The following is a 25,104-nucleotide window of genomic DNA, read 5'->3' as shown; positions in this document are numbered from 1 at the left end:
ACGGTTCAGCCGATCGCTCCGATCGAGTAGAAATAGAATGTCATATCTGATCGTGTATTGTATGAAACTGAATTCTTTGACGAAACGGCTTTCGACTGTCGGCCGCTGGATGGCTGCAACTGTGCTTTGCGTGTCAGCGATGGCCTTCGTTTGGCAGGGTGCGTTTTTCTCGAACACCGCAGCAATGGCTTCTCCTGCTGTAAACATCGCAGCAGCAGATGCGGGCGATGGGGTTAAAGAAAAAGCCAGCAAAGATGCTGGACGAGCCAAGAACTTCATCCGAGATACAGAAGATAAAGTTAAGGAAACTGCCAAGACAAATGCTGCTAAAGTCGATCGAGCATCAGATGATGGTAGTTTTGTAGAGCGCAAAGCTAAGAAAGACTCGGCCACAATTGAGAAAAGAGCATCGGAAGATTCAGCTCGGACTCAGGAAGCAGTAGATAATACCAAGAATGCTGTAGAGCGCGCTGTTGACAGCATCAAGGGTGCTTTTGGCAATTAGAAAATAAATAAGTAGGTAAGTGCAAAGGCCTTGTCTACTTAAGTAAGCGGGCATGAATAAACTGATGTGAGGGGGCGGGTTTTGACCTGCAAGAAGTCGGATAGCAAGAGTTACTTGCACTCACCCGCCCACCATATCTTATGGTTTTGTCGCTCTTGTCTGCTTACTTGAAACTGAAAAATTGGTGTAGGTTAAGCAAAATCTCTAGAGGGTTTGTAGAACCTACCTCAAACCATTCTTTAAAATTGCCGCAAAAATCGCAAGTCGCTAGCATAAACCCGGCGAATATCGTCGATTTCATAAAGTACCATTGCGAACCGCTCGACCCCAAAACCGGCCGCAAACCCAGTATATTTTTCTGGGTCTAAACCCACTCCTTTAAGAACGTTAGGATCGACAGTTCCGCAGCCCAAAACTTCCAGCCATTTGCCGTTCCACTGCAAATCAACTTCGGCAGAAGGTTCCGTAAACGGAAAGTAACTCGTGCGGAAACGAATCGGCAAATCTTGCCCGAACATTTGCCGCAAAAACTCTTTAATTGTGCCTTTCAAGTCAGTAAATGTCAGACCTTCATCAATTGCTAAAAGCTCAATTTGGTGGAAAACTGCGGCGTGAGTTGCATCGACAGTATCGCGGCGGTAAACGCGGCCGGGAGAGACAATCCGAATCGGCGGTTTGTGCTGTTCCATGTAGCGAATTTGCACTGATGATGTCTGAGTCCGCAGCAAGTCGCCTCCCGGTAGGTAAAATGTATCTTGCATATCCCGCGCTGGGTGGTCTGGCGGGGTGTTGAGCGCCTCGAAGTTGTAATAATCTGTTTCCATTTCCGGGCCGTTGGCGACGGTGTATCCGAGGCCGACAAAGATATCGAGAGCGCGGTCTATGACGGCGTTTAAGGGGTGCACGCGGCCTTGGGGGCGAAAAATCCCCGGCATGGTGACATCGATGGTTTCTGAGGCTAATTTGGCTTGGATTTGGGCTGTTTGGAGGGCGGCGCGCTTGTCTTCTAAATCGGCTTGCAGGGCTTCTTTGACTGTATTGGCGATCGCACCTACTTTGGGTCGCTGGTCTGGCGACAGTTTGCCCATCATGCCTAAAATTTGAGAGAGTTGGCCTTTTTTGCCGAGGTAGCCGACGCGCAACTGTTCGAGTTGTTCGAGGGTATTGGCAGTGGCGATCGCACTTTTGGACTCTTGACCGAGGGTTTCTAGTTGAGTTTCAATGTCGCTTAGCTGGACAGTCATTTTGATTTTAGATTTTTGATTTTAGATTTTAGATTGATGGCAGTTTTGGGCCAAGTTGAGTTTAGCGCAATTTTGGCTCTACAGTCTTGTTGATTTTAGATTTTTGATTTTAGATTTTTGATTGAGGGCAGTTTTGGGCCAAGTTGAGTTTAGCGCGATTTTGGCTCTACAGTCTTGTTGATTTTTGATTTTAGATTTTAGATTGAGGGCAGTTTTGGGCCAAGTTGAGTTTAGCGCAATTTTGGCTCTACAGTCATTTTGATTTTTGATTTTAGATTTTAGATTTTAGATTGATGGCAGTTTTGGGCCAAGTTGAGTTTAGCGCAATTTTGGCTCTACAGTCATTTTGATTTTAGATTTTAGATTTTAGATTGATGGTAGTTTTGGGCCAAGTTGAGTTTAGCGCAATTTTGGCTCTACAGTCTTGTTGATTTTAGATTTTAGATTTTAGATTTTAGATTGATGGTAGTTTGGGCCAAGTTGAGTTTAGCGCAATTTGGCTCTACAGCCATTTAGATTTTAGATTTTAGATTTTCGGCACTTACGGATAATTGGTAATAAGTAATTCGATGTTAGAGCGATCGTCCTAGTTGAATCTAGTTTAGTATTGTTATAAGGCCTATAAAAATTTCAATGAAACTTTTAATTAGCAACGACGACGGCATCTTTGCACAAGGCATCCGCAGCCTCGCCAACGCTCTCGCCGCCGCAGGTCACGACGTGAGCGTTGTTTGTCCCGACAGAGAGCGCTCCGCTACCGGCCACGGCCTTACCTTGCACCAACCCATCCGCGCCGAAATTGTCGAATCTATTTTTGATCCCGCAGTCCAAGCTTGGGCTTGTTCGGGTACTCCCGCCGACTGCGTGAAACTCGCTTTGTGGGCTTTACTTGACAAACCACCGGATTTTGTCCTTTCCGGTATCAACCACGGGCCGAATTTAGGCACGGATATCATCTGTTCGGGCACGGTTTCGGCGGCAATGGAAGGAATTATGGAAGGCATTCCCAGCATTGCTTTCAGCCTCGCGAGCTATACTTCCCAGGAATTTGGGCCGGCAGTGGATTTCGCTGTCACCTTGCTGTCGCAGTTGGAAAAACAGCCACTGCCCAAACCGGTGCTGTTGAATGTCAACATACCGGCAGTCACACAAGCAGAAATTACCGGAGTTGCGATCGCCCGTCAAGGCATTCGCCGCTATTTCGACATATTTCAAAAGCGCACCGATCCGCGCGGCAAAACTTATTATTGGCTGGCTGGGGAATTGTTAGAAGATGTAGAAGAAATCGCCGATTTGGCGATGCCGCATGATATTCCTACGGACGTACAAGCTATTCGCGACAACAGAATAACCGTAACTCCTTTGCAATATAATCTCACCTGTGCTCCCGACTTGCACTCGTTGCGGGATTGGCAAGTTGAAGGTTTTCCCAAGCAGTGAGCTCCGATCGACCCGATCGGAGCGGTAAACTAGGAATTAAGGAAAAGTGCCTCTCAAGGTCTATACCTTAGGCGTTAACACAGGCTCCCAATTACTTGTTAGTTTTTTTTACTCAAGAAAAACAGTTATGAACGCTCCCACCTATAACACTCATTCTGTCACTTGCCCGATCTGCAACCGTTCCAGCGTCGTAGGCCCAGTCGGAATGGTCAGTGGACTATTCACTTGTCCCCACTGCCATTCTCATATGGTAATTAGCTGGAGCGGTCATTTTGTGCGCGATCCTTTTAGTCTCAAACAACTGACGGTGGGAAAGATGCTCAGGCGCGAGAGCAGACCGTTAGCTCGCCTTCAGCGGGACTTTGGGCTGGGCAAGCCTTTGCCCCTGATTGCAATTTTGGGCAGTGTGGTCTTTTTCGGGTGTGCGCTCGCCGCTACGGAACAATCGCTACTCCGACAGAATTCACTGCAAGGATTTTTAGAGTGGGTGAGCGGAACTGGTAATTCCCAAGATATCTCACGTTAACATTTCTTAAAAGAAATTGTGACAGATACTGCGTGCAAATATCTATTCCTTTAGGTAGAAATCACACTATTTTAGCAATTGCATCCATCTTGAGCTGCGGGTAAGCACTTAGACGCCGTGCCCTTCTTCCTGTGTCCAAAAACGTCAAAACCCCAGTCCGGCAGGGGTTTTAACCCCTGCCTCAAAGCTCGATTCTGGTGGGCTGAATTCTCGCGAGGGTGTTTCGGGTTAAGTTGACACACATCACATCCCTTGATTTAGAAACTCAGCAATTTTTCTAACTGCTGCTTCCAAAATTGCTGGCGACTCGACTAAGGCAAATCGCACGTAGCCTTCTCCTGATTTCCCGAAACCGGCACCGGGGGAAGCTGCGACTCCTGTACTCTGTACTAGCTGAGTGCAAAATTTCACGGAATCTTGGGCCCAAGGTTCCGGCAGTTTCGCCCAGACGTACATGGTGGCGGGGGGTACGGGTACTTGCCAGCCAATGGGCTGTAGCGCGTTTACAAAGGCATCCCGGCGTTTTCTGAAGGTTTCTACGCTGGTTCTAACGGTATCTTGAGGGCCGGTTAAAGCTGCGATCGCTCCGTTCAAAATCCCTCGGTATTGGTTAAAGTCCACTGCGGCTTTTACCTGTCGCAGCGCTGCAATTAGTTCGGAATTGCCGATCGCGTATCCGACTCGAAAACCTCCCATACTGTAGGATTTGGATAGTGTAAAAAACTCGATCGCCACACTCTTATCTCGATCCGCCTGAAAGATTGACGGCGCCATCAATTTTCGATATTCTTCCCCGTTACCAGAGGGCGGGCACGGGGGCACCGCCCCTACAGAATCGTCAAACACCAAATCCACATAAGGGAAATCGTGAACTAACACCAGCCGATGTTCCCGACAAAAAGCCACAGCTTTCTCAAAAAAAGCAACCGGGGCGATCGCAGTTGTAGGATTGTGAGGATAGCTCAAAACCATCATCTTCGACTCAGCCAGCACTGCTGCCGGAATATCTTCAAATATCGGCAAAAACGCATTTTCTGCTAATATCGGCATCGGATAAATTTGACCGCCGGCCAAATGCACGCCGCCCGCGTGGGAAGGATAGCCCGGATCGAGCAGCAAAGCAAAATCTCCAGGGTTGAGTACAGCTAAAGGCATATGCGCCGTGCCTTCTTGGGAACCAATTAACGGCAGCACTTCTGTTTCTGGATTGACTGCAATCCCAAATTTTTGCTCGTACCAAATAGCTGCTGCTTCCCGAAAATCTCTTGTGCCGTTAAACAGCAAATAGCCGTGAGTGCTGGTGTCGGACAGAGAATGTGCGATCGCATCTGTAATGTGAGCCGCCGCCGGCAAATCCGAAGAACCCAGAGACAAGTCAATCACATTCTGCCCCGCTGCTCTAGCTTGAGCTTTTGCTCTATCCATATCGGCAAATACATTAAATTGCAGTGGCTCTAAACGTTTGGCAAATTGCATATTTTTTCTAACTTTTGGGGCATATTAATATTTTTTACATGGCTGATTTATTTTTTTTTCATTTTTATGTGCTGCTTTGTAAAGTTTTTTTTATAACCGCAGAGAGCGCAGAGGGCGCAGAGTCAGAGAGGAAGATCGCGGATAAAAGAGAGATGTTAAAAAATATTTTTGATTGCTATAGTTATGAGTTGGGAGTTGGAAACTCCCGAATCATTTCCAAACTTTATAAGTGAGCGTCGAGCAAACCGACCAAAGTTTGTTTAGTAATAGCTCCCTCGTGAGAAAGCACTACTTCGGCATTTTTAAACAGCCTGAGAGCTGGGACTCCTTCTACTTTATACTGCTTGACAGTATTAGGATTGGGGTCAATTTCCATTTTAACCACTTTCAGCCGATCGCTGTAGTTGGCCGCCACCCAGTCTACCGAAGGCGCGATCAGTTTGCAAGGCCCGCACCAACTAGCCCAAAAATAGGCAAGCACTGGTTGCTCTGCTTTCAGGACTTCTGTTTCAAATTTTTCGTCGTTAATGACAATTACACTGTTGCTCATGGTTCTGCGATTATTTTTTCTATTTATTTCTAAAGCACCGACTGGGTAAAACTTGCACCAACTGACAAGACAGCCCCAAAAAACTGTTAATAATTTTAAAACATTCTGCGAATTATTGAGTGCAAACTCAGGACTGGGAACTGATGGATAATTCTGTATGGCGTTTAATTCCACTGTTGTCGGCGTCTGGTAGCGTGCAGATGGCGATCGACCACTGGCTGCTGGAACAGCATCTAGCGGGGAAAAATCCGCCAACTCTGCGATTTTACACTTGGCAACCGGCGGCGATTTCCTTGGGCTACCACCAGCGCCGATGGCCGGAGTTTTGGCAGCAGTTGTCTTGGCAAGGAATGCCTGTAGAGTTGGTGAGGAGGCCCAGCGGCGGGCGCGCCGTGCTGCACCAAGGGGATTTAACTTATGCCGTTGTGGCGTCAGGATTTGGAAGCAGCCGTATGAAAGCTTATCAGACTATTTGCGAGTTTTTGATTGAGGGTTGGAGGGCGATGGGTTTGGATTTGCAATACGGGGAAGCTGGAAGGGGTTACATTCACAATCCGAATTGTTTTGGTACTGCGACGGGTGCGGATTTAGTTACACTTGATGGCTGCAAGTTAATTGGTAGCGCGCAATTGCGACGGGGTGATGCTATTTTGCAGCACGGTTCGATGCGTTTGCAGCCGGATGTTAAATTATTTTCTCAAGTGTTTGGGGAGGAATTAATTCCTGTGCAATTACCTCTATCTGAAGGGGGAGATGATTTGATTGCAACTGTAATTGATGTTTTGAGTGCGGAGGCTTGTCGCTGTTTTGAAATTGATTTGGAGGTGCAGCCACTTTCAGAAGAGGAATGGCAGGATATTTGGGAATTAACAAGTAGTAAGCTGTTTCACATTTAACCTGCATATTTGGGGGCGGGCTTTCCTGCCACTTTTTCGGAACAGCCAAGATGGCCGTGCCACATATTTCTGGGATACTTTTTGTGAGGTATACCGCCTGTTGGGAACAGCCAAGATGGCCGTTCTACAACAAAGAATTTTTATTGTAGAACCGTCATCTTGGCTGTTACTGATACAAGTTAAAAACTTGTACACTTATTTTTATTAAAAGTCTTGTGGCCCGTTGCTCTAACGCCACCAAAAAAGTTAAATTTAAATGCAGTACAGCTTATGGCTGTGGCTCAATTTCAACGATCGGCTCTTTGGCAATTTTGCCCAATTTCACAGAATCCAGCAAGCTTTCCCAATCAGCAGTTAATTCTGCATCATTAGGATTAGCGCGACGAGCGGCAGCTAGATTGCTGAGAGCCTCTTGCCAAATCCCATTTTCAGCATAAATAAAGGTTTTCTGGCGCGCATCAGCCTTCTCTAATTGACTGCGGATATCTTCACTGAGTTCAACTCGGCGCACAATACCTTGTTCCAAAATATCTGCGGATCTGTCTTGAGCCTCACAAATCAATGCAACAGACCAACGGTAATTTTTGCCTACTTGCAAGGGCGACACATTTTTATTGGCGGGGAGACTAACACCGATTACCCCTGATGAATTGTTAGTTTTTAGGGTTGTTTGATAAATCGGGTTCCCGTTTTCATCTTTCAGAACAAATTCGGCTAATTCCGCCTCTGTTTGAGGCAAGTAGAAAAAGAATACAGGATATTCCGAAACAGTCCGTCCGATTTTATTTTCTGGTATCAAGGCTGTAAACTCTATCTCACCCTTCACGCATTTACTTGCTTTGCGCGTCACTCTCCGTAGATCGCCCGGTAGCATATCTTCAATAGGCTGAACCAAGCGCGGCCCTCCCGATTCAGTGAATGGCTTGCCATCTGTGCTTGGAGTCGGCGGACCGAAGCGCGGCCCTCCCGATTCAGTGCCTGGCTTGCCATCTGTGCTTGGAGTCGGCAGTCCCACAACTGCTAATTGGGAAGCATCAAGTGTTGCTATCAATACTATTGAGCCAACTGATATCAGATTGATGAGAAACTTAGTAATTTTTTTCATATTAACTCCATGAATTTTTAGGGATAGATTCTCTCTTTTTATTTCTTTTTCCTTCCCAATATCCGGTAGACATTAACTTTTTGTTCCCTGCCTCTTAAAGGCAAAGCTCCCCAAGATTCTACCTCAAATTTGTCGGCCAGATGCAGAAAGGTTTCTTCTGCAATCAATATCCGGCAAGTGTCCTCTTGCCGATCCTTTTCGCAGCTTTCCAGGCGAGAGGCAATATTTACGCTGTCGCCGATCACTCCATATTCTAAACGGGTTGAGCCTCCCAGACTACCCACCATCACAGCCCCTGTAAAGATGCCTACTCGCATTTTTGCGGCCGGTAAACCGCGATCGATCCAATTTTGATTCATTTGTGGCAAGCGCGAACTTATAGCTAAAGCGCAAGATACGGCAAGGCGAGCATCTTCTGCAATTTCTTCTGGAGTGGTGCGGGGAATGGGTACGCCAAATACTGCCAGCATTCCATCTCCGGTAAATTTATTAATCACGCCTTGATGTGCTTGGACTTCTTGGGCCATTGCTGATAAATACTCATTTAACCAACTCATTACTACTTCTGGCGGTAGTTTTTCGGAGATTGTACTAAAACCCTGCAAGTCGGTGAGGATGATGGTAGCAGTAACTTTTTGGCCCGGCAATAACCCTGATTCGAGCAGATGGACGCGCTCTTTCCACAGGGCATTTGCGATCGCCGGTGAAGTTTGTTGTCCTAATAATTTCATCACAATCCCTTGCTGTTGCCTCGATTGCTCGTATTTATAGGTAACTGCGACTCCTGCGGTGATTAAAAGTGCCAGGGTAGGGGAAATTAGAGGTATCCACCCATGTTGCATGAAGAGGAAAAAGGTGAATCCGAATAATGAACCGCAAGCTGCGATCGCACTTCCCATCAAATTCAGCGATTTTTCTAGCCGCCAAGCTAAACAGCCGCCCACTGCGCCCCAAACAGCGATCCAGAGAATTTCTTGCCATTCGTCCCAATACCAAAATAGCCCTTTGCCGTCTAAAACTGCACTGATAATTTGGCTGGTGGCCGTGGCGTGAATTAATACCCCAGGCATCAGGCGGTTTCCGCTGGCATTAGCACTGTAAGGGCTGGAGAATAAATCTCTGACTGTTCGGGCTGTAACGCCTATTAGCACTATTTTACCCTTCACCAATTTTGGATCGACTTTTCGATCCAAAACTTGAGTTAGTGTCACGCTCTTTGCTATATTTTCAGCAGAGCGGTAATTGAGTAAGACTTGATAGCCTTGGGCATTAATGTTTTGATAACCTCCTGAGTCCGATCGCAATTTTGAAAATACTGTTTTATTAGCCTGAATTTCTTGTTTCTCAGTCAATTTAGAATCTATTTTTTTGCTATCCAAATAGGCAAAAGCTAGCCGCATTGAAAATGAAGCCAGTGTCGTTTTACCATCGCCAGCAAACATCAAATTTCGACGCACTCTACCGTCTGGATCGAGGACTAAATCGTTAAACCCTATCCGATTTTCTGGTATATTGGGAGGTGGCGGAGCTCGATCGTACTCTGAGTTGCCGATGAAGGTAATGGGAAATACTTTGGGGTTTTTCAGTTGAGTTGCTAATTCTGCTTTTCCCGGTTCGTAGGGAGTCGAGCGAATTATATCTATGCCAATAGCTTGGGGTTCAAAACGCGCTATTTCGGCGATCGCTTTTGCTAAAACGCGATCGGAAATTGGCCATTTTTCAAGAGTATTAATATCCCGATCGGTGATTGTCACTATCAGCAACCTGGGGTCAGGGCCCGGATCGGGCCGCAACTGCACCATGAGGTCGTAAGCATTTAATTCTAGTGGCTGCAACCCGCCTAAATGTCGCACTCCCAATAGAGTTCCGGTCACGACAATCCAGATAATAGCAAGAGGTTGCAAGTCAGGGAAGGGGAAGAAATGAGTTACGTTTTTCCAACTCCAGCCTCTATCCTTCAACTGATGATGAAATTGATGCAAAAATTTGGGCATATTGATAATTATTTTTTCAAATTTTCTTGAAAAAATGCACCGCCTCTTAAGTTATCAAATCTAACAATTTGGGATTTTTTATTTGAGATCGTGGAATTGGACTTTACATAGTCCGCACAGATGAATCCGGGGGTTATTCTTCTTTTAATGCCAAATCCCAAATCCCAAATTGTTTGACTAATGCCAAATTTTTAGTTTTCTTGTGCGGTTTTGGCGATCGCACTTAATTTCAATCCCTGCGGATAGCTGTTTTCTTCTTTGCTGCGCTTGATGTCGGCTTCGGAAATCTGCGGTTTGAGGTATTTTGCCAAAACTTTAACCACGTCGCCCCGATCGATCGTCCCCGCTACTGAACCAATCGGCGAGAGGACGATGATTCGGGGGAGTTGACGGGCTTCCATGCTGTTAATTACTTCTGCGATGGATGCTTTTTCGGAGACTGTGGGGGTTGTTCCCAGGGGTTTCAAAATGTTGTGCAAAGTCTGATGTTGCCATTGACTGCGTTCTGTGAAGCGGATATCGTCGATCGACACTAAGCCCAAATCCCTGCCGTTGGTCGCAGCAATGTAAAATGGAAACGGATTGACTTCTAACAAATATCGATCGGCAAATTCTCGCAGAGTCAAATCTGCATCTACAACTCGAAACTCGCGACTCATTGCATCGCTGGCTTTAATTTTGAGCAGGGCTTCTTGCAGCGAAGTAAATTGGCTATAAGCAGTGGCATTGCGAATGCCAAACCAGCCGATCAGGGCAATCCACAAGCCGCCGTACTCGCGCGCTAAAAAGCATAAACTCAGACCCAAAGCAACAGCCAGCCAACCTAAAACTTGTCCTGTTTTTGCCGCCCAGCGAACGCCGGCAAATCGAGAGCCGGTGATTTTCCAAATTGCTGCTTTTAAAACTTGTCCTCCATCCAAAGGCAGACCGGGAATTAAGTTAAATAATCCCAAAACGAGATTGATGAGCGCTACCCTGTCGGTGACAATTGCTAGCAAACTTTTCGGGGGAAGAACTTGAGAACCCAAACCGAGGATTAAAAACAGCGCAAAGCTGACTAGAGGGCCGGCAATAGCTACTTGAAAAGCTTGACCGGGAGTTTTGGATTCCGAGTCGATCGAAGCTACTCCTCCAAATAAGAATAAGGTAATAGAATTAACTTTAATGCCTTGCGATATCGCCGCCAAGCTGTGTCCGAGTTCGTGCAAGAGCACGGAAGCAAACAGTAGCAGAGCTATTGCTAACCCCGCACTCCAGGAGAGCGCAGGCCCCCACAGGCGGTAACTGCTGGCGTATTCGCGGGTTGCTAAGGCTAAAATTATAAACCACGAGTAATCTATAAGTAGGGGGATGCCAAATAAAGAGCCGATTCGCCAACCTGTCTGCATGAAGTTTCCTGGGAAAGGAGAGCAAGAAAGAGTTTCTATTATATCTTTTCTTCCCCTTGCCTTTCCCCTGGCGCTGATTTTTACAGAACTCCGGCGTTACCCAAGCCCAAGATTACTCCGGCTCCGAGCAAGTGGCCGAAGCTGGTTGTTGCCAGCAATTCTGGTATGCCGAAGCCTTTGAACATTCCAGGCACTGCAACGGGTAAAGCTGGGCCCTTGCCTCGGTTTTGCTTGTTTATGCCGTAGTAGCCGATCGCGATCGCCAACAAATTACATAAAATCATTGTCAGTCCTACCGTTGGCGACCACTCGGGTGTTGAGGGAGCGGTAGATTGTACGGCTAACAGCAAAGATGAGGCGATCATGTTCTTATCTCCTGATTTCACAGATAAATTGATTTCCAAGATTATAAAAAGCTGTTTGCATTAAACTAAGATTTGTTTTAATAGTTAACAATTCGTTGATATTTTGATACAAATTCGGAACGGAGGACCGGGAGTGCGGGTTAAAATTTGCGGAATCACTAAATTAGACCAAGGAATTGCGATCGCCCGCTTGGGAGCCCAGGCTTTGGGGTTTATCTGCGTGCCGGCTTCCCCGCGCTATGTCAGCCCAGAAACAATTCGCCTGATTGTCGAGCAGTTGCCGAAAAATGTCGATCGCATCGGCGTTTTTGCCAACACCACAATAGAAAATATCTGTCAAGTAGCCGCAGAGTCAAATTTAAGCGGGGTGCAGTTGCACGGAAATGAAACGGCGGAATATTGCGATCGGCTGCGGGAGTTTTTGCCGGGAATTGAAATTATCAAAGCCCTGAGAGTTAAGACTCCTGAAACTTTAGCCACCGCTGCTGTTTATGCTGTTCGTGTTGATACTTTACTGCTGGATGCTTACCATCCAGAGCAATTGGGCGGTACTGGTAAAACGATCGACTGGATGATGCTATCAGAGTTTAGACCGCAGTGTCCTTGGCTGCTGGCGGGCGGTTTAACACCGGATAATATTTTAAATGCAATTGATAGCGCGATCGGCTATAACTTCAGCGGCGTTGACCTTTCTAGCGGCGTAGAAATAGCGCCGGGAGATAAAGATTTGACCAAAGTTGCTCAGTTGTTTGCTAAATTAAGTCAACTTGCTAATCATCGATAAATTGGCAATACCAAATTCGCGCTTTTTCTGCGATTGATTCTTTAGTCAGCGTGAGCGAAGCCTGCCTTATACAAGGCAGAACTCGTTTCTACAGTAGCGGTTTCAACCGCAGTTTATTCCCTTTATTGTTTTATCGGCGGATCTCAAAAGTGCCTGAAGCGGAGCTATCTTGAAGGGAATCGCCCTCCGCGTCTTCGTATGCCAAAACCAACTCGCTAACCGTAGCACCGGTGGGGCCGCGGCGGCACCAACTAATCATTTCTTCCACAGCTTTTTTGGAGCCTTCAAAGACAGCCTCGACGCGCCCATCGGGGAGATTTCTTACCCAGCCGCCCAAGCCGAAATACTTTGCTTGATTCATCGTTGAATATCGGTATCCTACTCCTTGAACTAATCCCGAAACAAAAACGCGGACTCTGACGGGCGGCAATGATTGGTTTTGCATAATAAACGGCTCAACTTACTGCTAACATCTGTTTGAAAATTTTAAGGATCGGTTTGATTATGTTAAATTTTAGTGCGATGGCGCTGCTGGGATTGCTGGTACGCCGCGTCACCCTAGCTTTTTCAACTATTCCCGATTTCACTGATTGGCTGGTTGCAGCTATGCTCGCGCTGGTTTACACTTCGATGGCGCTTCCTATCGGTTTTTGGTCGGGATTTTTGAAAGTTGATGTGCAAACCTCCAGGGCTACAATTGTGGGAGTGCTCGTTGGCTGTTTGTTAAGTCCCGGTATCACCGAGGAAGTATATTTCCGCGTGTTAATGCTGCCGCACCCGTTCGAGAATGCTTCTGGGTTAATGCTGTGGTTTTGGGGATGCGCGAGTTTGGCGGTTTTTGTAGTTTACCACCCGCTGAACGCGCTGACTTTTTACCCGGTTGGTCGATCGACCTTTATGAATCCAGTGTTTTTGCTACTGGCGGCAATTTTGGGAGTTGCGTGCTCCCTCGCATACCTGCAAAGCGGTTCTATCTGGCCTGCGGTGGCGGTTCACTGGCTCGCAGTGACAGCCTGGCTGTTGCTACTGGGCGGTTACAGGAGGCTGTATGGTTAAATGTAAAAAGTCCAGCATCACTATTTTGTCGGGAGGATCTCAATTGTGGGTATCATAGGAGCGATCGTAGGTTTTTTGGCAGGGGTAGCAGTTGCTTATTGGTTGTATGAAAAGCGCTTAAACAAGCAAAAACAAGAATACTTGCAGCAAACTCGCAGAATTAGTGAGGAAATAGAATTAGCTCAGATGTCTCGGGTGCAACAAGCTGTCGAATCTCAGCAAGGAGAACGGGAAAATCAGCTTAGAAAAGCTACTATCGAACACGAAAATTTACTCAGACAAGTTACTACCCAATACGAAAACCAGCTCAAACAAGTTGCGGCTCAATATGAAAATCAGCTCCAACAACTTCAGGCAGAACGCGACAGTCAGATCCAACAAGTTGCCAGCGTAGACGAGCATGAGCTGCGGCGACAAATCAGCGAGGAATTAGAAGCTGCTAACAATGCTAGGATGCAGCAAAATATCCAATCTTTGCAAGCAGAACACGAACATCATTTACTTAGAGTTGCTGACGAATTGCATCTAAATTATCAAGCTCAGATGGAGCAACATTTGCAAAACTTGCAAAATGAACACGAAATTCGCTTGAGGCAAACTGCTGAAGAATATGAGAACCGCGAGGTTGAGATGCAGTTAAATATGGAGGCTTTGCAAGAGCAATACGAGAGTCAGTTGCAAGCGGCTCACGAGCAGTTGAGAACTCACGAAGCTCAGATGCAAGCTACTATCAGGTCTTTGCAAGAGCAGTACGAGAGTAATGTACAACAAGAAGTCCCGGAGCAGCAGTTCAGTCAGTTAAATTCAACAGAATTTGGAGAATATTTACCACAACAAGAAGTTTGGCAGGAACAGTCAAGTGAGTTAAATCAAACAGAAGTTGAAGAAGAGTTAAATTACACAGATTTTTCGGAACCGCAACCCAGTGATTTACATCAACCACCAGTCGAACAACAGCTTCCAATTACCAGACAAGCACCAAGCTATTCCCTACCGCAGTTGATGGGATGCGTTCAAAGTCAGGACAAAGAAACTCGCAAGTTTGCAGCGTCTGCTTTAGGTAAAATAGCTGCTGCTAATGCTCTGAGAGCAGAAGGTCAGCGAGCAATAGAAACCTTGGGAAAATTAGCTCAAGATATTCACCCGGAGGTGCGCGAAGCTGCTGTGGAAGCACTAGCAATGATTAAGTCTGAAAAAGTGATTCCGCTGTTGCAAAAAGCTTTGCGAGATATAGATAGCGGTGTGGCTAAATCGGCAAGTGCTGCGCTCAATAAGTTTAAGTTTTATCCGCGCACTCCGGCCGCTAAACCGAAAAATGTTGATCTGAAGAAACCCAAGCGTTAACCAGTTATAGCGGTTCTCAATAAAATGAGGTACATACCGCTCGCAAGTGATGCCCTATGCCCTATGCCCTATGCCCTATACCCTATGCCCGCGAGAGTACCTCATGTTACGCTCGAAAGGCTATATTAGGATAAATGTAGCAATTCTCAATTGCCTGCAACACAGGACACAACATTGTTGTGTCCCTGCCGATTCGATGAATACCACAAATATCTAGCAATTCTCAATTGCCTGCAACACAGGACACAACATTGTTGTATCCCTAGCGAGGTGCTGTATTGCACTGAGTTCCGATTAATACCACAAACATATATAGCAATTCTCCATTGCCTACAACACAGGACACAACAATGTTGTGTCCCTACCGAGGCTCTGTTCTAGTTCTGAAGATAGTAGATAAACAAGTTATTATTTATAATTATCAATAAGTTATATGTAGCCTGGTTTACATAAATTACGAACAGAGATTGAGAATAAAGTTGAGTAAAAATATCCGCACTTACTCAGTGATAGGGAATGCTCAGCATATTTATAAAGATTAAACAAAGCAATGGTGAATAGGTGGATTTTTATAAAGATTTCAATAAGAACTGGTGGAAGGGGTACATCGTCGGATAGTTTTGAAGCAAGAAAACAAAAAGCTGGAAATTTTTAAGAAGGTCACATCAATGGATCAGGAAGTTGTAGATCTAGTAACAGCTCAAAATTTACTTCCCTCTCAAGGGGATTTAGTGGCTAAATTCAGCAAGATAGATTTGCCCAAAACTATTGAAATGGGCGATCGAGCTAAAGTCAACGTGAAGCTGACAAATCAAGGTTCCGCACCAGTCACAGGCCCCGTCACAGTCAAACTCTACACTTCCACAGACTCGACCATCGATCGCGCCCCAGACGGCAAATTAGTCAACGATTGCTTGCTAACCTCCACTATCCAACAAGTCAACCTGCTTCCGGGACAATCCACAACCGTTAGGTTGAACTATGGCAACATGACCTCGGTTGGAGCTCCGGGGGCTTGCAACCTGATTGCCGAAATTAACCAGAACAATAACACCAAGCAAATCTCAAAACTGGTTTCGGCCACCGGAAGCGATGTTGTCATCGACTGGAATGCCACCGCTTTAAATGCGATCCAAGCTGAAGGGAAAGCGGGACGGGGCGTGCCGCCTACTGTAGGGTCGCGCCTGATGGCGATTACTTCCCTCTCAGTTTACGATGCGGTGAATGCGTTCGATCGCACTCACACGTCCTATGCTGTCAACACTCCCGCCCCCATTGGCGCATCCGAGGAAGCAGCAGCAGCAGCAGCAGCCCACAAAGCGTTAGTGACACTGCTGCCAAATCAAACTCAATTATTCGATCGACAACTCGCCCGATCCCTAGCAGAGATCGACGACACACCGCAAGCCGAGGCCGATGGAGTCGCCTTTGGGAACTTCGTTGCTGACACCATCCTCGCCTCCCGCGCCAACGACGGTTCCAGCAACAATGCCCCTTACGTTCCCCCAGAGGGTGATTACGTTTGGCGACCGAAAACAGAAGGCCCCAACAAAGGCGCGGCACTAGGGCCAAACTGGGGCAAAGTCAAGCCCTTCGCTATCCCCAACACCGCAGCCTTTGCCCCGAAAGGCTTAGATGGCGTACCGGGAACCGATCGCTTCGTGCAAGACTTGGAAGAAGTTCGACTGTTGGGGGGGAAACAGAGTACCGCAAACACCACCGTGACGCGGACTCCCGACCAAACCGAAATCGCGATTTTCTGGGCGGACGATCGCGCCGACACTTTCCGGCCTTACGGACAATTGAACCAAATTGCTGAAGAAGTCGCCATGCGCGAGGAAACAACCGTCCCGGAAAATGCCCGCTTGTTTGCCGAGTTGAACGTCGCTTTGGCCGATGCTGGGATTGTGGCTTGGGATGCCAAGTACAACAGCAAAGTCATTCAACCCCGACCTGACGATTTGATTACCGGGGGATTTGGCGAGAAAAAAGGCATTTCAGGAACGGTGACTGACCCGGAATGGGAGCCCCTACTGAGCCCCACCCCGCCCTTCCCAGATTACATCTCTGGACATTCGACTTTTAGCGGTGCATTTGCCGGAGTGATGACCAACTTTTTTGGTGACAACTACTCTTTTACGGCAGTTTCCCAAGAAATGCCCGGTGTAACGCGCACTTACAACAGTTTTTACGATGCTGCTTATGAGGATGCCATCAGCCGGGTTTACGGCGGCGTGCACGTGCGCGAGGCTACGGTTGATGATGCGCTGCCAACGGGTTTGGCGGTCGGCAATTTCGTCGCGCAAAATCTGTTTAAAACCGTAGGCTGAAACCTTTTTTTAGCAAGTGGCGATTGAAATCGCTTCTTGTATCTTCACGCATCCTGTAGGAGAGGGTTTTACCAACAATATCTGATGACCGCAAACAATCTTGTAAACCCGCCCCCACACAACCGATAACCCAGATTAACCTGATGTTCGATCGAATCCAAAAAATGTAGATTCGGATTTGTCGTGTTCGTGGGGGCGGGTTTATTATATTGTTGGTTTCTGAGATAGATGATTGGTGAAACCCGCCCCTACACTTAACTCGTGACTAATGACTGCTGACTGATGACTTGCTTCAAAAACGTTGCTTTGTACCGAGTATAAATTTGATGTCGCCGGAGTCGCTAACACCCACATCTAAGCGAATTAATCCCAAGGACGATCGCACCCTCACACCCACCCCAACACCCGCCCCAGTCCCCGGTTTGTCCCTGACTACCGCCGGTTTTCCGAGTACGCTATCTCCCGTTCCCAAATCCGACGCAAAATCAACAAATATCACGCCGCCGACATCTTGACCTACAGGAAACCGATATTCACCGGAAGCCAAAAAATAACTCCGGCCGCTGCCAATATCCCCGCCGTCGTAACCCCGCACCGAATTGCGGCCGCCGAGGCGAAAAGCTTCCGTCGGTGGCAAATCCCCGATTACCGTCCCCGCTTGCAAGTTAAAAGCCAGCATTTCGGGCAAGGCTTCGGACTCGCTGATGCCCAACAAAGTTACTGGTACATACTGTATATAATTCGCCAACATCCTGTTGCTCACAATGTTGCCTCGCCCCAGAGGTATCGACTGCTCGGTGCTGAGGCTGAGAATCGAGCCGCTGGTAGGGTTGAAGGGATTGTCCCGCCGATCGAGCATTGCGCCAAAAGAAACAGTGTATAAGTCGTCAACGCCGCTGCCGCTGAATGTGAGAGGATTTCCGAGTTCGTCGCGGCGGGCGATATTTAAGTTGCGATCGCGCGTGCTGATGTTTGTATAATTTAATCCCAAAGTCGATTGCCAATCGCCCAAAGGTCTGGTAAACCTGAGATTTCCCCCCATCCGAATTTCCCGTACCCGGTCTCCGTTGGGCAAATCAATATCTTTGTTGAAAATTTCCGATATTCTGCGATCGCCAAAAGCTCTCACACTGTATCCCAAACGGTCTTCGGCGGCAACGTAAGGGCTGACAAACTCGACATCGTACTGGATACCTCGGAGGCTGGGCTGAAGTTCCACCGCCAGCCGCTGCGGGGTTGTTCCGAAAGTTCGATCGGTATATGAAAGAGGAAGCGCAACGCCAACATCATCACTAAGACTGGCACTCACGCTAAAAGAGCGAGCCGATCGCTCTTGAACGTTGTAGATTACATTAACATCCGTGCCAACTTCTTCGATCGAAACCGTAACTTTCTCAAACAATCCCAATTGCTGCAACTGCTGCAAATCCGATCGTACAACTTCCCGGCTGTAGTTATCCCCCGGCTTGAGTTTGAGCTCGCCTCGGATAAAATCTTCCGAAATTCTGCCCTCAATTGGATTCCCTTTTCTATCAACAGCTTCCCCTCGGGAATTAACAAAGCGAATTTTCACCTCTGCAACGTAAACGCCTTCAGCATTGTTGGCTTGACTGATTTTTAGAGTACCGCCTAACTGTTGGGCGTTGCTGTTTACTGCTTCGGGGGTTTCGGCTTGTGCCGCGATCGTCGCCGGAGTTTTTAACAGAGATGTAAAATCTTTGTTGTGGCTGGACTTGAGTGAGGGCGATTCCCTAGGGGATAGCTGCGCTGCGGGTACTTCAGCCAACATTCCTGTGCCACCAAACAATTCATCTCTGGCTTCACGGGCATCTTGCCCGTTCTTGACAGATGCTGCACCGTTCTTGAGAGATGCTGCACCATTTTCAATCAGCTTTTGATGAACAGGCAAGATGCCTGTTCCACACAACAATTCATCTCTCGCTTCACGGGCATCTTGCCCGTTCAGGAGAATGGTGTCAGATGTGAGACTCACCTCATCCGATTGGTGACTATTTAAGACTGGAACCGATAACAAATGTCGCTTGTCATCAAGTCTAGATCCCCCTAAATCCCCCTTAAGAAGGGGGACTTTGAGCAGATTTCTTGTCCCCCCCTTAGTAGGGGCGGTGCCCCCGTGCCCGCCCTTGGTTAGGGGGGATCTAGACTTCGCTACAAACAACAGAGACGGTCGGTTTAACGTTAAGTTATCACCAATTACCCGATCTTCCTCCCTCTGTCCCCTTGTGGGACAGGCGTCTCGCCTGTCAATTTCTGCGGTTCCCTCTCTCAACAGGGCCTCAGTCGGTGCGGCACTCGGATCGATCGCCCGCGCTGCCAATTCGCCGCCAGCCAGCGCCGCCAAAGTCAAAAATGCAATAATCGGAATTCGCATAGACATTAAATTTAAAGCACACCCAACGCATATTACCCAAAACCGAGCCCCCTGCATAATTAGCCGAAAAGAAACCCGGTATTTTTGAGGCTACCGGGTTTCTGGGATGCTGAAATGTGGGAAAGTTCGATCGACTGCGGGCGATCGTAAAATTTGTTTAAATAGCTTGTCGAGAAACTCGTTTCTCAAAATGAGCCTGAGTCTGCTGCAACAGTTGTTCGCGACTATCCTTAGCAGTGGTAATGGTAGGGAGCAAGTTGCGAGCTTGTAACGTCATGTGAAGCTGTAGGTGTGCTACGTACTCACTGACATCTTCGCGAAGAGAGCAAGCCGGGTACTGTTTTAAAGTAGAGTTCAAAGTGTTCTCCTGCTTTGGGTTTGTAGTATTTTCTAATAATCATAGAGAATATCACGGTCTATTTCTAACTGTATACTCCGTAATGAAGTTTAACCTTTGGACTGCTGTTTTGTTACAATCCTTTACAAAGGTATTTTACCTATCACGAGTCGATCCCCGTGCAGTCTCAAGCAATTGTAGGACAAAAGCACACATTAAGTATATTTGTCAATAGCAGTAGCCAAACATCAGCCTACCTGGAAATCGGGTGCGGCAGACCCCGATCGATGCTGCACGGTTTCTTAGGAGAAAAGACTTGCTGGCTGCCATTAATTGAGTTATTGCCATCTCAGTTTCGGTGCATCAGTTTAGATATTTTAGGTTTTGGAGAATCCAGCCAACCAGAAATCCGCTATGACATAGCTGTAGAAGTTGCTTTTGTGCGCCAAGTTGTAGAACAACTAAATATTGAACCATGCTGCATTATCGGGCATTCTTTTGGCGGTTGGGTAGCATCTGCATATTCCCTCAAATATCCTAATTCTGTTAGCAGTTTAGTGTTAGCAGCACCGGACGGAATTCGAGACGACACTTTTTGCGGTCAATACGATGCTTTGCGGCCGCTGCTGTGGGAAACCCCAGCCGTTGATTGGGTCTTGCAGTTGGCAAAACCTTTCGCTAGTTTAGCGGGAAAAAGTGAGCAATTGCAGCAAATTTCCGGGTGGCGCAGGGAGTTGATGTCTCAACCAGTAGCAAGATCATTTTTAATGAGTCGGATGCGGCCAGAAGATGCAGTTGATACAGTAGAAAAAGAAATTCACAAATTGCAAATTCCTACCTTAGTTATCGCAGCAGATAGTCACGAAACAATTCCTCTATGGCACTGTGAAACCTGCGCTAACGAGATACCGGGGGCTGAGTTAGCAATTATTTCCAATGCCACTCACGGGTTGCCGCAAACTCAAGCTCAAACTATGGCGAAGTTGATTTGTAATTTTTTGAATAATTAAGAAAAACGGTGCAACAAGGGGAATCCTGAAAATTGTGATAAGCCACAACGGGAAAACAATTGTGTTTTAGTATACTACTTTACTACGAAATACAGAATATATTGGTTAGTGTCTTGTACAAAAATTTTTTATGGCTCTTAAATCTTGTATCAGCAGGAGCTACAGACATTTAGGCGAGTCGGGGGCATTACCAATGGCAGCACTGAGCAACTACTTTAATCTGGAAGAAATTACGACAGCCAGAAAAATTAGTGCTGCGGTGATTAATATCAGCGGCCGCCAGCGAATGCTTTCGCAACGAACGGCTTTTTTTAGTATGAGGTTAGTTTGCTCTAAGAATGCGGCAGAAAGAGCAAAACTGCGCGGAAATTTGTTAGAGGCGATCGAGCTTATGGAAAAATCGCACCGCGACTTAATTAATATTGGCAGCAGCATCAACTTAGGCAGTCCTCCTTCAGCCACCCTCAAGGCAATGTATTTTGAGCCGCCACTGTATTTAGACAAACAAGTGCGCGCGTATATCGATCGAATTAAAGCCTTGGTGCAAGTTCCCGATGCCGAACTCAGGCTGGAAAACCCCCACCTGCTGTACATTGTCGAAGCGGCAGGTGACGAGTTGCTAGAAGCTTTCGATGCCGTGGTGAGCCAATACCAGCAAGAAAGCGAAATCGAACAATTTGAAATTGACCTTAAACAGGTAGAACTTTATCAAGAAAGTTGTGCTGCTACCGCCAAAGCGGAAGCTCAAGCGGCCCAGCTCGATCGCGCACTTTGCGAACTAAAAGAAACTCAAGCTCAACTCCTCCACAGCGAAAAAATGTCTTCGCTGGGAGCGCTAATGGCTAGTATCGTCCACGAAATTAATAACCCAGTTAGTTTTATTTACGGCAACTTGAGCCATGCCGCAATTTATACTCAAGATTTGTTGCACCTGCTGTGTCTCTATCAAGAATGCTATCCCAATCCCTGTCCCGAAATCACAGCTAAAATCGAAGAGATAGATCTTGGTTTTCTAGTTGAAGACTTGCCTAAAGTTATCTCTTCCATGCAAATGGGTTCCAATCGCATTCGCGAAATTGTCAAATCTATGGGCAACTTTTCGCGAACCGATAACAGTAACATGACCATGTGCGATTTGCACGACTGCATTGACAGCACCGTGTTAATTTTGCGAAACCGTCTCAATTCTCAAATAGACCGTCGCGACATTCAAATAGTTAAAAATTATGGAAAATTGCCTCTTGTTGAGTGTTATTCAGGACAGCTCAATCAAGTATTTATGAATCTAATTACCAACGCGATCGATGCTTTGGACGAGGTATCACAAAATCAGCCCTATGCTGCGCTAAAAATTTTTATCGCCACAGAATTAGCAGGGCCCGATCGCGTGAGAGTGCGGATTGCTGACACGGGAACCGGAATGACAGCAGAGATAAAAGAGCGAATGTTCGAGCAGTTTTTCACCACCAAAGAAATAGGTAAAGGTACCGGTTTAGGATTGTCTATTGTCTACAAAATCTTAGTAGAAAATCACCGAGGCTCGCTCCGCTGCGAGTCGGAACCCTGCAAGGGAACCGAGTTTATCATTGAACTGCCGATCCAGCAAACTTAAGCAATTTACTAATCATCCCAATTTCTCTATGTTAACTGTGGCACGGGCGTCCCGCCTGTGTTAACTGTGGCACGGGCGTCCCGCCTGTGTTAACTGTGTGTGGCACGGGCGTCCCGCCTGTGTTAACTGTGTGTGGCACGGGCGTCCCGCCTGTGTTAACTGTGTGTGGCACGGGCGTCCCGCCTGTGTTAACTGTGGCACGGGCGTCCCGCCTGTGTTAACTGTGGCACGGGCGTCCCGCCTGTGTTAACTGTGGCACGGGCGTCCCGCCTGTGTTAACTGTGTGTGGCACGGGCGTCCCGCCTGTGTTAACTGTAGTTAAAATTGACACATATGCTACCCTAATTCGAGCTTCAAAGTTGGCAACAGCTTTTCTAAATTTCTGAGAGATTTCTGTTGCCAAGGAATATCATTTGAACCCAATACCAAAAGTTGAATCGTTTTCTTTTTTCGGACGCTAATGACAAATTTAGACAGCATACTGATACCGGAACTGTTAACAAATTCCAATTGTTTTAGGTTCAAGGTAATAGTAGGCGGTTCGCCATTGGCGACCTCATCTAACAATTCGGCTATTGGTGCATACTCTGCAGGGCCGCTCAGGCTGAGTTCGCCTTGGAAAGTGACTGTGACTGATTCTGCATCGTACTGAATGCTGTAATCTTCACCTTTAATTTCTTGAATGCCCATTGTGATTGTGTTTCCTGACTAAAATATTGCGATCGCACAAGAGAGTAAATATTGAAATGCTAGAAACTAGACCCTAATTTGAACCACAGTCGTAACAATGATGGTATCACTATCTGGCCTGCGATCGAATTTCCAACCTATCTTAGCTGAATAGTCATTAATCATCGTCAGCAATCCCAATCCCGAGGTATCGCTTTCAGATTCCGCATTCTTTTCAACCTGCTGCAAATAAAGTTCATTTGGATCGGAATCCAGAATTTCTTCAATAAACTCCTTCAACTTATTTGCCCCTTGTGAATTGACACTATTACTGGCAAAAATTACCGCAGTCACCTCTATTTCACCAAGAAAATGTATGCCAAATCTGACCTTGTAATGAGTATCATCGTTATTAAATTTTATCGCATTTTCTAACAGTTCGTTGGCTACGTAGCTCACCGCTCCCTTGCTTTCTTTTATCCGTTTCTCGCTCCTAGCATCTTCCTCATCCACCGGTAGAAAGCTAGACAAATAATCGGCTACAAAATGAGCTGAAAGCCTGTTGTTGCGCCAGCGCTGTTTGATGGGGCGAGAACTGGGGGTAAATGTAAGTTCTAGGGAGTCGTGTTCAGGAGGAAATTCTTCAATGAATTCTCCAAAGATTTGTGTCATTGTTTTTAAGCTTCCAGATGTCATAATTTTTCTCCCTCCACTTGATGTATTAATGTCACTTCTGGGTGAATTTCCACACGCCATTCCAGTTAGCAGGAATACTATTTTTTAACAGCGATTGGATGCGTTTTAGGTAAAGTTGACTGGGCTTGTCATCTGGATTTAGGGCTACTATCTGTTCAAAACAAACTATAGCCTTAGCAAAATTTCCCTGAGAATATTCTTGGAGTCCCTCCTCAAATATAGGTAAAGTTTTAATTTTGAGCGATCGCACTGGTTCTACTTCAACATCTAACACCTCACAAACTGTAATAGCTTCTTGTCTACCTTTGACAATAGCCCGATCCAAAAAACGGATATGATACTTTTCGGGTTGACTCAAACGTTGTACCGCATCTCCAGAAATTAATAAAGATACGCCATAATACTTAGTCAAACCTTCCAGACGAGCGGTGAGATTGACATGATCTGAGAGCGCATCTGCTTGCATCCGATTCACATCTCCAATAATCCCAACCATCGTATCACCCACATGGATACCAATCCCAATCTTCAGCGGTATATCCCCATTTATTTTACGGCTTTGATTGTATTTCTGCAACTGCTCCAATTTCACAATTCCTGCCTGAATAGCATCATCAACGCCATCAGGAAAAACTGCCATGACTCCATCTCCAATATACTTGACAATAAAACCGTTGTGCTTGCGAATTTCGGGACTAATTTGCTGTAAATAGTTATTGATGAAGTCAAAGTTTTCTTGAGGAGTCATTTGCTCCGCCATCGTGGTGAACGAGCGCATATCGGAAAACATAATTGCCATCTCTTTGCTCACGTGATCTCCAAGCTGGAAATCAACTATGCTCTGCTTGCCGAGAAATTGGAGAAATTCATCGGGAACGAAACGTCCGTAAGCCTGCAAAAGTTTCTCTAATTCTTGTTCCCGCGCTTTCACCGTTTGCACCATATGAGAAAATACCTGTGCCAGTTCTCCCAGTGCATCACTGCGCGCTGCCACATCTGACAATATCTGGGGTTGAAAGCTATTGTTTTTTACAGCAATAGCTGCATCTATAACCTTTTTTACCTGCTCGATGTAAGTCTGCATCTCTCGATTTTTATGACGGATCTGATTTTCCAGATCCGTGGAGTGTTGCGTGATAATATCTACTAAGGTTTCATAGCTATTTTTTTCATCCTCTACTTCCTCAAGTTTTTGGCTCAACTCCTGTAGCTGGGTATGGAGTTCTTCGGGAGATTTAGAGCGTGCTACATTTATTTGTGGTTTCATAATTTATACTTCCGAATCTGGAAGCGCAAAATTGTTTGACTTCCTCGCTGTAAATTATAACTTACAGGCGTGGAACCGGAATCCTGTTTCGGCTTCGATGCTTGGTCACTAAATCCAA

General features: G+C 46.5%; 23 protein-coding genes. 10 read left to right on the top strand and 13 right to left on the bottom strand.

Translation table 11 applies throughout. The annotated features are described in order from the left end of the window. The first annotated feature begins 61 nt into the window (after positions 1-61). Positions 62-505 (top strand): hypothetical protein, encoded by a 444-nt coding sequence (locus OSC7112_RS17105; protein ID WP_015177078.1) that lies wholly within the window; start codon positions 62-64, stop codon positions 503-505. A 239-nt stretch (positions 506-744) separates the two neighbouring features. Here OSC7112_RS17105 and pheS read toward each other — a convergent pair whose 3' ends face one another. Beyond that, a complete protein-coding gene (pheS, locus tag OSC7112_RS17100) occupies positions 745-1,749 on the bottom strand; it encodes a phenylalanine--tRNA ligase subunit alpha (RefSeq protein WP_015177077.1) in 1,005 nt (334 codons plus the stop codon). A 633-nt stretch (positions 1,750-2,382) separates the two neighbouring features. Between pheS and surE the strand changes: the two genes are divergently transcribed. Both surE and OSC7112_RS39840 read left to right on the top strand, forming a co-directional pair. Next, the gene (gene surE / locus OSC7112_RS17095) at positions 2,383-3,189 is read left to right on the top strand and encodes a 5'/3'-nucleotidase SurE (RefSeq protein ID WP_015177076.1); all 807 of its coding nucleotides are present in this window, start codon (positions 2,383-2,385) and stop codon (positions 3,187-3,189) included. A gap of 127 nt (positions 3,190-3,316) precedes the next feature. Continuing rightward, positions 3,317-3,715, top strand: a complete 399-nt coding sequence (locus tag OSC7112_RS39840; protein WP_015177075.1) for a hypothetical protein — start codon at positions 3,317-3,319, stop codon at positions 3,713-3,715. A gap of 243 nt (positions 3,716-3,958) precedes the next feature. Here OSC7112_RS39840 and OSC7112_RS17085 read toward each other — a convergent pair whose 3' ends face one another. Next, positions 3,959-5,191 carry an LL-diaminopimelate aminotransferase gene (locus OSC7112_RS17085; protein ID WP_015177074.1) on the bottom strand — a complete coding sequence of 411 codons (1,233 nt, stop codon included), beginning with the start codon at positions 5,189-5,191 and terminating at the stop codon, positions 3,959-3,961. Between the two features lie 223 nt (positions 5,192-5,414). Continuing rightward, positions 5,415-5,741 carry a thioredoxin family protein gene (locus OSC7112_RS17075; RefSeq protein ID WP_015177073.1) on the bottom strand — a complete coding sequence of 109 codons (327 nt, stop codon included), beginning with the start codon at positions 5,739-5,741 and terminating at the stop codon, positions 5,415-5,417. Between the two features lie 143 nt (positions 5,742-5,884). Between OSC7112_RS17075 and OSC7112_RS17070 the strand changes: the two genes are divergently transcribed. Then, positions 5,885-6,637, top strand: a complete 753-nt coding sequence (locus OSC7112_RS17070) for a lipoate--protein ligase family protein (RefSeq protein ID WP_015177072.1) — start codon at positions 5,885-5,887, stop codon at positions 6,635-6,637. Between the two features lie 268 nt (positions 6,638-6,905). Here OSC7112_RS17070 and OSC7112_RS17065 read toward each other — a convergent pair whose 3' ends face one another. From OSC7112_RS17065 to psaK, 4 genes are all read right to left on the bottom strand, one after another. Continuing rightward, positions 6,906-7,742: a DUF928 domain-containing protein gene (locus OSC7112_RS17065; RefSeq protein WP_015177071.1), complete on the bottom strand. Its 837-nt coding sequence runs from the start codon at positions 7,740-7,742 to the stop codon at positions 6,906-6,908. A gap of 38 nt (positions 7,743-7,780) precedes the next feature. Next, positions 7,781-9,736, bottom strand: a complete 1,956-nt coding sequence (locus OSC7112_RS17060) for a CHASE2 domain-containing protein (protein ID WP_015177070.1) — start codon at positions 9,734-9,736, stop codon at positions 7,781-7,783. A gap of 191 nt (positions 9,737-9,927) precedes the next feature. After that, a complete protein-coding gene (locus tag OSC7112_RS17055) occupies positions 9,928-11,124 on the bottom strand; it encodes a site-2 protease family protein (RefSeq protein ID WP_015177069.1) in 1,197 nt (398 codons plus the stop codon). Positions 11,125-11,204: 80 nt separating this feature from the next. After that, complete coding sequence (psaK, locus tag OSC7112_RS17050) at positions 11,205-11,489, bottom strand: photosystem I reaction center subunit PsaK (RefSeq protein WP_015177068.1); 285 nt, start codon at positions 11,487-11,489, stop codon at positions 11,205-11,207. Positions 11,490-11,622: 133 nt separating this feature from the next. On the opposite strand from psaK, the gene OSC7112_RS17045 reads away from it, so the two are divergent. Next, a complete protein-coding gene (locus OSC7112_RS17045; protein ID WP_015177067.1) occupies positions 11,623-12,273 on the top strand; it encodes a phosphoribosylanthranilate isomerase in 651 nt (216 codons plus the stop codon). A gap of 130 nt (positions 12,274-12,403) precedes the next feature. Here OSC7112_RS17045 and OSC7112_RS17040 read toward each other — a convergent pair whose 3' ends face one another. Further along, positions 12,404-12,718, bottom strand: coding sequence for an acylphosphatase (locus OSC7112_RS17040; protein WP_015177066.1), 315 nt, complete (start codon positions 12,716-12,718; stop codon positions 12,404-12,406). A gap of 59 nt (positions 12,719-12,777) precedes the next feature. Here OSC7112_RS17040 and OSC7112_RS17035 point away from each other — a divergent pair, with 59 nt between their 5' ends. From OSC7112_RS17035 to OSC7112_RS17025, 3 genes are all read left to right on the top strand, one after another. Further along, positions 12,778-13,329 carry a CPBP family glutamic-type intramembrane protease gene (locus OSC7112_RS17035; protein ID WP_015177065.1) on the top strand — a complete coding sequence of 184 codons (552 nt, stop codon included), beginning with the start codon at positions 12,778-12,780 and terminating at the stop codon, positions 13,327-13,329. Between the two features lie 45 nt (positions 13,330-13,374). Further along, complete coding sequence (locus tag OSC7112_RS17030) at positions 13,375-14,673, top strand: HEAT repeat domain-containing protein (RefSeq protein ID WP_015177064.1); 1,299 nt, start codon at positions 13,375-13,377, stop codon at positions 14,671-14,673. Between the two features lie 668 nt (positions 14,674-15,341). Next, positions 15,342-17,003: a phosphatase PAP2 family protein gene (locus OSC7112_RS17025; protein WP_015177063.1), complete on the top strand. Its 1,662-nt coding sequence runs from the start codon at positions 15,342-15,344 to the stop codon at positions 17,001-17,003. 292 nt (positions 17,004-17,295) lie between these two features. Here OSC7112_RS17025 and OSC7112_RS17020 read toward each other — a convergent pair whose 3' ends face one another. After that, on the bottom strand, positions 17,296-19,452 hold the full coding sequence (locus tag OSC7112_RS17020) for a BamA/TamA family outer membrane protein (RefSeq protein ID WP_015177062.1): 2,157 nt from the start codon (positions 19,450-19,452) through the stop codon (positions 17,296-17,298). 100 nt (positions 19,453-19,552) lie between these two features. Then, on the bottom strand, positions 19,553-19,753 hold the full coding sequence (locus OSC7112_RS35820; RefSeq protein WP_006634481.1) for a hypothetical protein: 201 nt from the start codon (positions 19,751-19,753) through the stop codon (positions 19,553-19,555). Positions 19,754-19,911: 158 nt separating this feature from the next. Between OSC7112_RS35820 and OSC7112_RS17015 the strand changes: the two genes are divergently transcribed. Both OSC7112_RS17015 and OSC7112_RS17010 read left to right on the top strand, forming a co-directional pair. Beyond that, positions 19,912-20,742, top strand: coding sequence for an alpha/beta fold hydrolase (locus tag OSC7112_RS17015; protein WP_015177061.1), 831 nt, complete (start codon positions 19,912-19,914; stop codon positions 20,740-20,742). A 130-nt stretch (positions 20,743-20,872) separates the two neighbouring features. Continuing rightward, the gene (locus OSC7112_RS17010) at positions 20,873-22,354 is read left to right on the top strand and encodes an ATP-binding protein (RefSeq protein WP_015177060.1); all 1,482 of its coding nucleotides are present in this window, start codon (positions 20,873-20,875) and stop codon (positions 22,352-22,354) included. A gap of 336 nt (positions 22,355-22,690) precedes the next feature. On the opposite strand, the gene OSC7112_RS17005 is transcribed toward OSC7112_RS17010, so the two are convergent. The 3 genes from OSC7112_RS17005 to OSC7112_RS16995 form a co-directional block, all read right to left on the bottom strand. Continuing rightward, positions 22,691-23,044, bottom strand: a complete 354-nt coding sequence (locus OSC7112_RS17005; protein ID WP_015177059.1) for a slr1659 superfamily regulator — start codon at positions 23,042-23,044, stop codon at positions 22,691-22,693. Between the two features lie 66 nt (positions 23,045-23,110). Further along, entirely contained in the window at positions 23,111-23,719 is a 609-nt protein-coding gene (locus OSC7112_RS17000; RefSeq protein ID WP_015177058.1) for a slr1658 family protein, read from the bottom strand. A gap of 31 nt (positions 23,720-23,750) precedes the next feature. Continuing rightward, entirely contained in the window at positions 23,751-24,986 is a 1,236-nt protein-coding gene (locus OSC7112_RS16995) for an adenylate/guanylate cyclase domain-containing protein (protein ID WP_015177057.1), read from the bottom strand. Positions 24,987-25,104: the final 118 nt, after the last annotated feature.

The sequence above is a fragment of the Oscillatoria nigro-viridis PCC 7112 genome (assembly GCF_000317475.1).
GTDB lineage: Bacteria > Cyanobacteriota > Cyanobacteriia > Cyanobacteriales > Microcoleaceae > Microcoleus > Microcoleus nigroviridis.
Note: the sequence above shows the minus strand (reverse complement) of the source record. Positions and strands in the feature narration are given on the sequence as shown.

Coding starts and splice junctions, on each gene's coding strand:
- OSC7112_RS17105 (WP_015177078.1), top strand. CDS start 62: ATGAAACTGAATTCTTTGACGAAACGGCTTTCGACTGTCGGCCGCTGG.
- pheS (WP_015177077.1), bottom strand. CDS start 1,749: ATGACTGTCCAGCTAAGCGACATTGAAACTCAACTAGAAACCCTCGGT.
- surE (WP_015177076.1), top strand. CDS start 2,383: ATGAAACTTTTAATTAGCAACGACGACGGCATCTTTGCACAAGGCATC.
- OSC7112_RS39840 (WP_015177075.1), top strand. CDS start 3,317: ATGAACGCTCCCACCTATAACACTCATTCTGTCACTTGCCCGATCTGC.
- OSC7112_RS17085 (WP_015177074.1), bottom strand. CDS start 5,191: ATGCAATTTGCCAAACGTTTAGAGCCACTGCAATTTAATGTATTTGCC.
- OSC7112_RS17075 (WP_015177073.1), bottom strand. CDS start 5,741: ATGAGCAACAGTGTAATTGTCATTAACGACGAAAAATTTGAAACAGAA.
- OSC7112_RS17070 (WP_015177072.1), top strand. CDS start 5,885: ATGGATAATTCTGTATGGCGTTTAATTCCACTGTTGTCGGCGTCTGGT.
- OSC7112_RS17065 (WP_015177071.1), bottom strand. CDS start 7,742: ATGAAAAAAATTACTAAGTTTCTCATCAATCTGATATCAGTTGGCTCA.
- OSC7112_RS17060 (WP_015177070.1), bottom strand. CDS start 9,736: ATGCCCAAATTTTTGCATCAATTTCATCATCAGTTGAAGGATAGAGGC.
- OSC7112_RS17055 (WP_015177069.1), bottom strand. CDS start 11,124: ATGCAGACAGGTTGGCGAATCGGCTCTTTATTTGGCATCCCCCTACTT.
- psaK (WP_015177068.1), bottom strand. CDS start 11,489: ATGATCGCCTCATCTTTGCTGTTAGCCGTACAATCTACCGCTCCCTCA.
- OSC7112_RS17040 (WP_015177066.1), bottom strand. CDS start 12,718: ATGCAAAACCAATCATTGCCGCCCGTCAGAGTCCGCGTTTTTGTTTCG.
- OSC7112_RS17035 (WP_015177065.1), top strand. CDS start 12,778: ATGTTAAATTTTAGTGCGATGGCGCTGCTGGGATTGCTGGTACGCCGC.
- OSC7112_RS17025 (WP_015177063.1), top strand. CDS start 15,342: ATGGATCAGGAAGTTGTAGATCTAGTAACAGCTCAAAATTTACTTCCC.
- OSC7112_RS17020 (WP_015177062.1), bottom strand. CDS start 19,452: ATGCAGGGGGCTCGGTTTTGGGTAATATGCGTTGGGTGTGCTTTAAAT.
- OSC7112_RS17010 (WP_015177060.1), top strand. CDS start 20,873: ATGGCTCTTAAATCTTGTATCAGCAGGAGCTACAGACATTTAGGCGAG.
- OSC7112_RS17005 (WP_015177059.1), bottom strand. CDS start 23,044: ATGGGCATTCAAGAAATTAAAGGTGAAGATTACAGCATTCAGTACGAT.
- OSC7112_RS17000 (WP_015177058.1), bottom strand. CDS start 23,719: ATGACATCTGGAAGCTTAAAAACAATGACACAAATCTTTGGAGAATTC.
- OSC7112_RS16995 (WP_015177057.1), bottom strand. CDS start 24,986: ATGAAACCACAAATAAATGTAGCACGCTCTAAATCTCCCGAAGAACTC.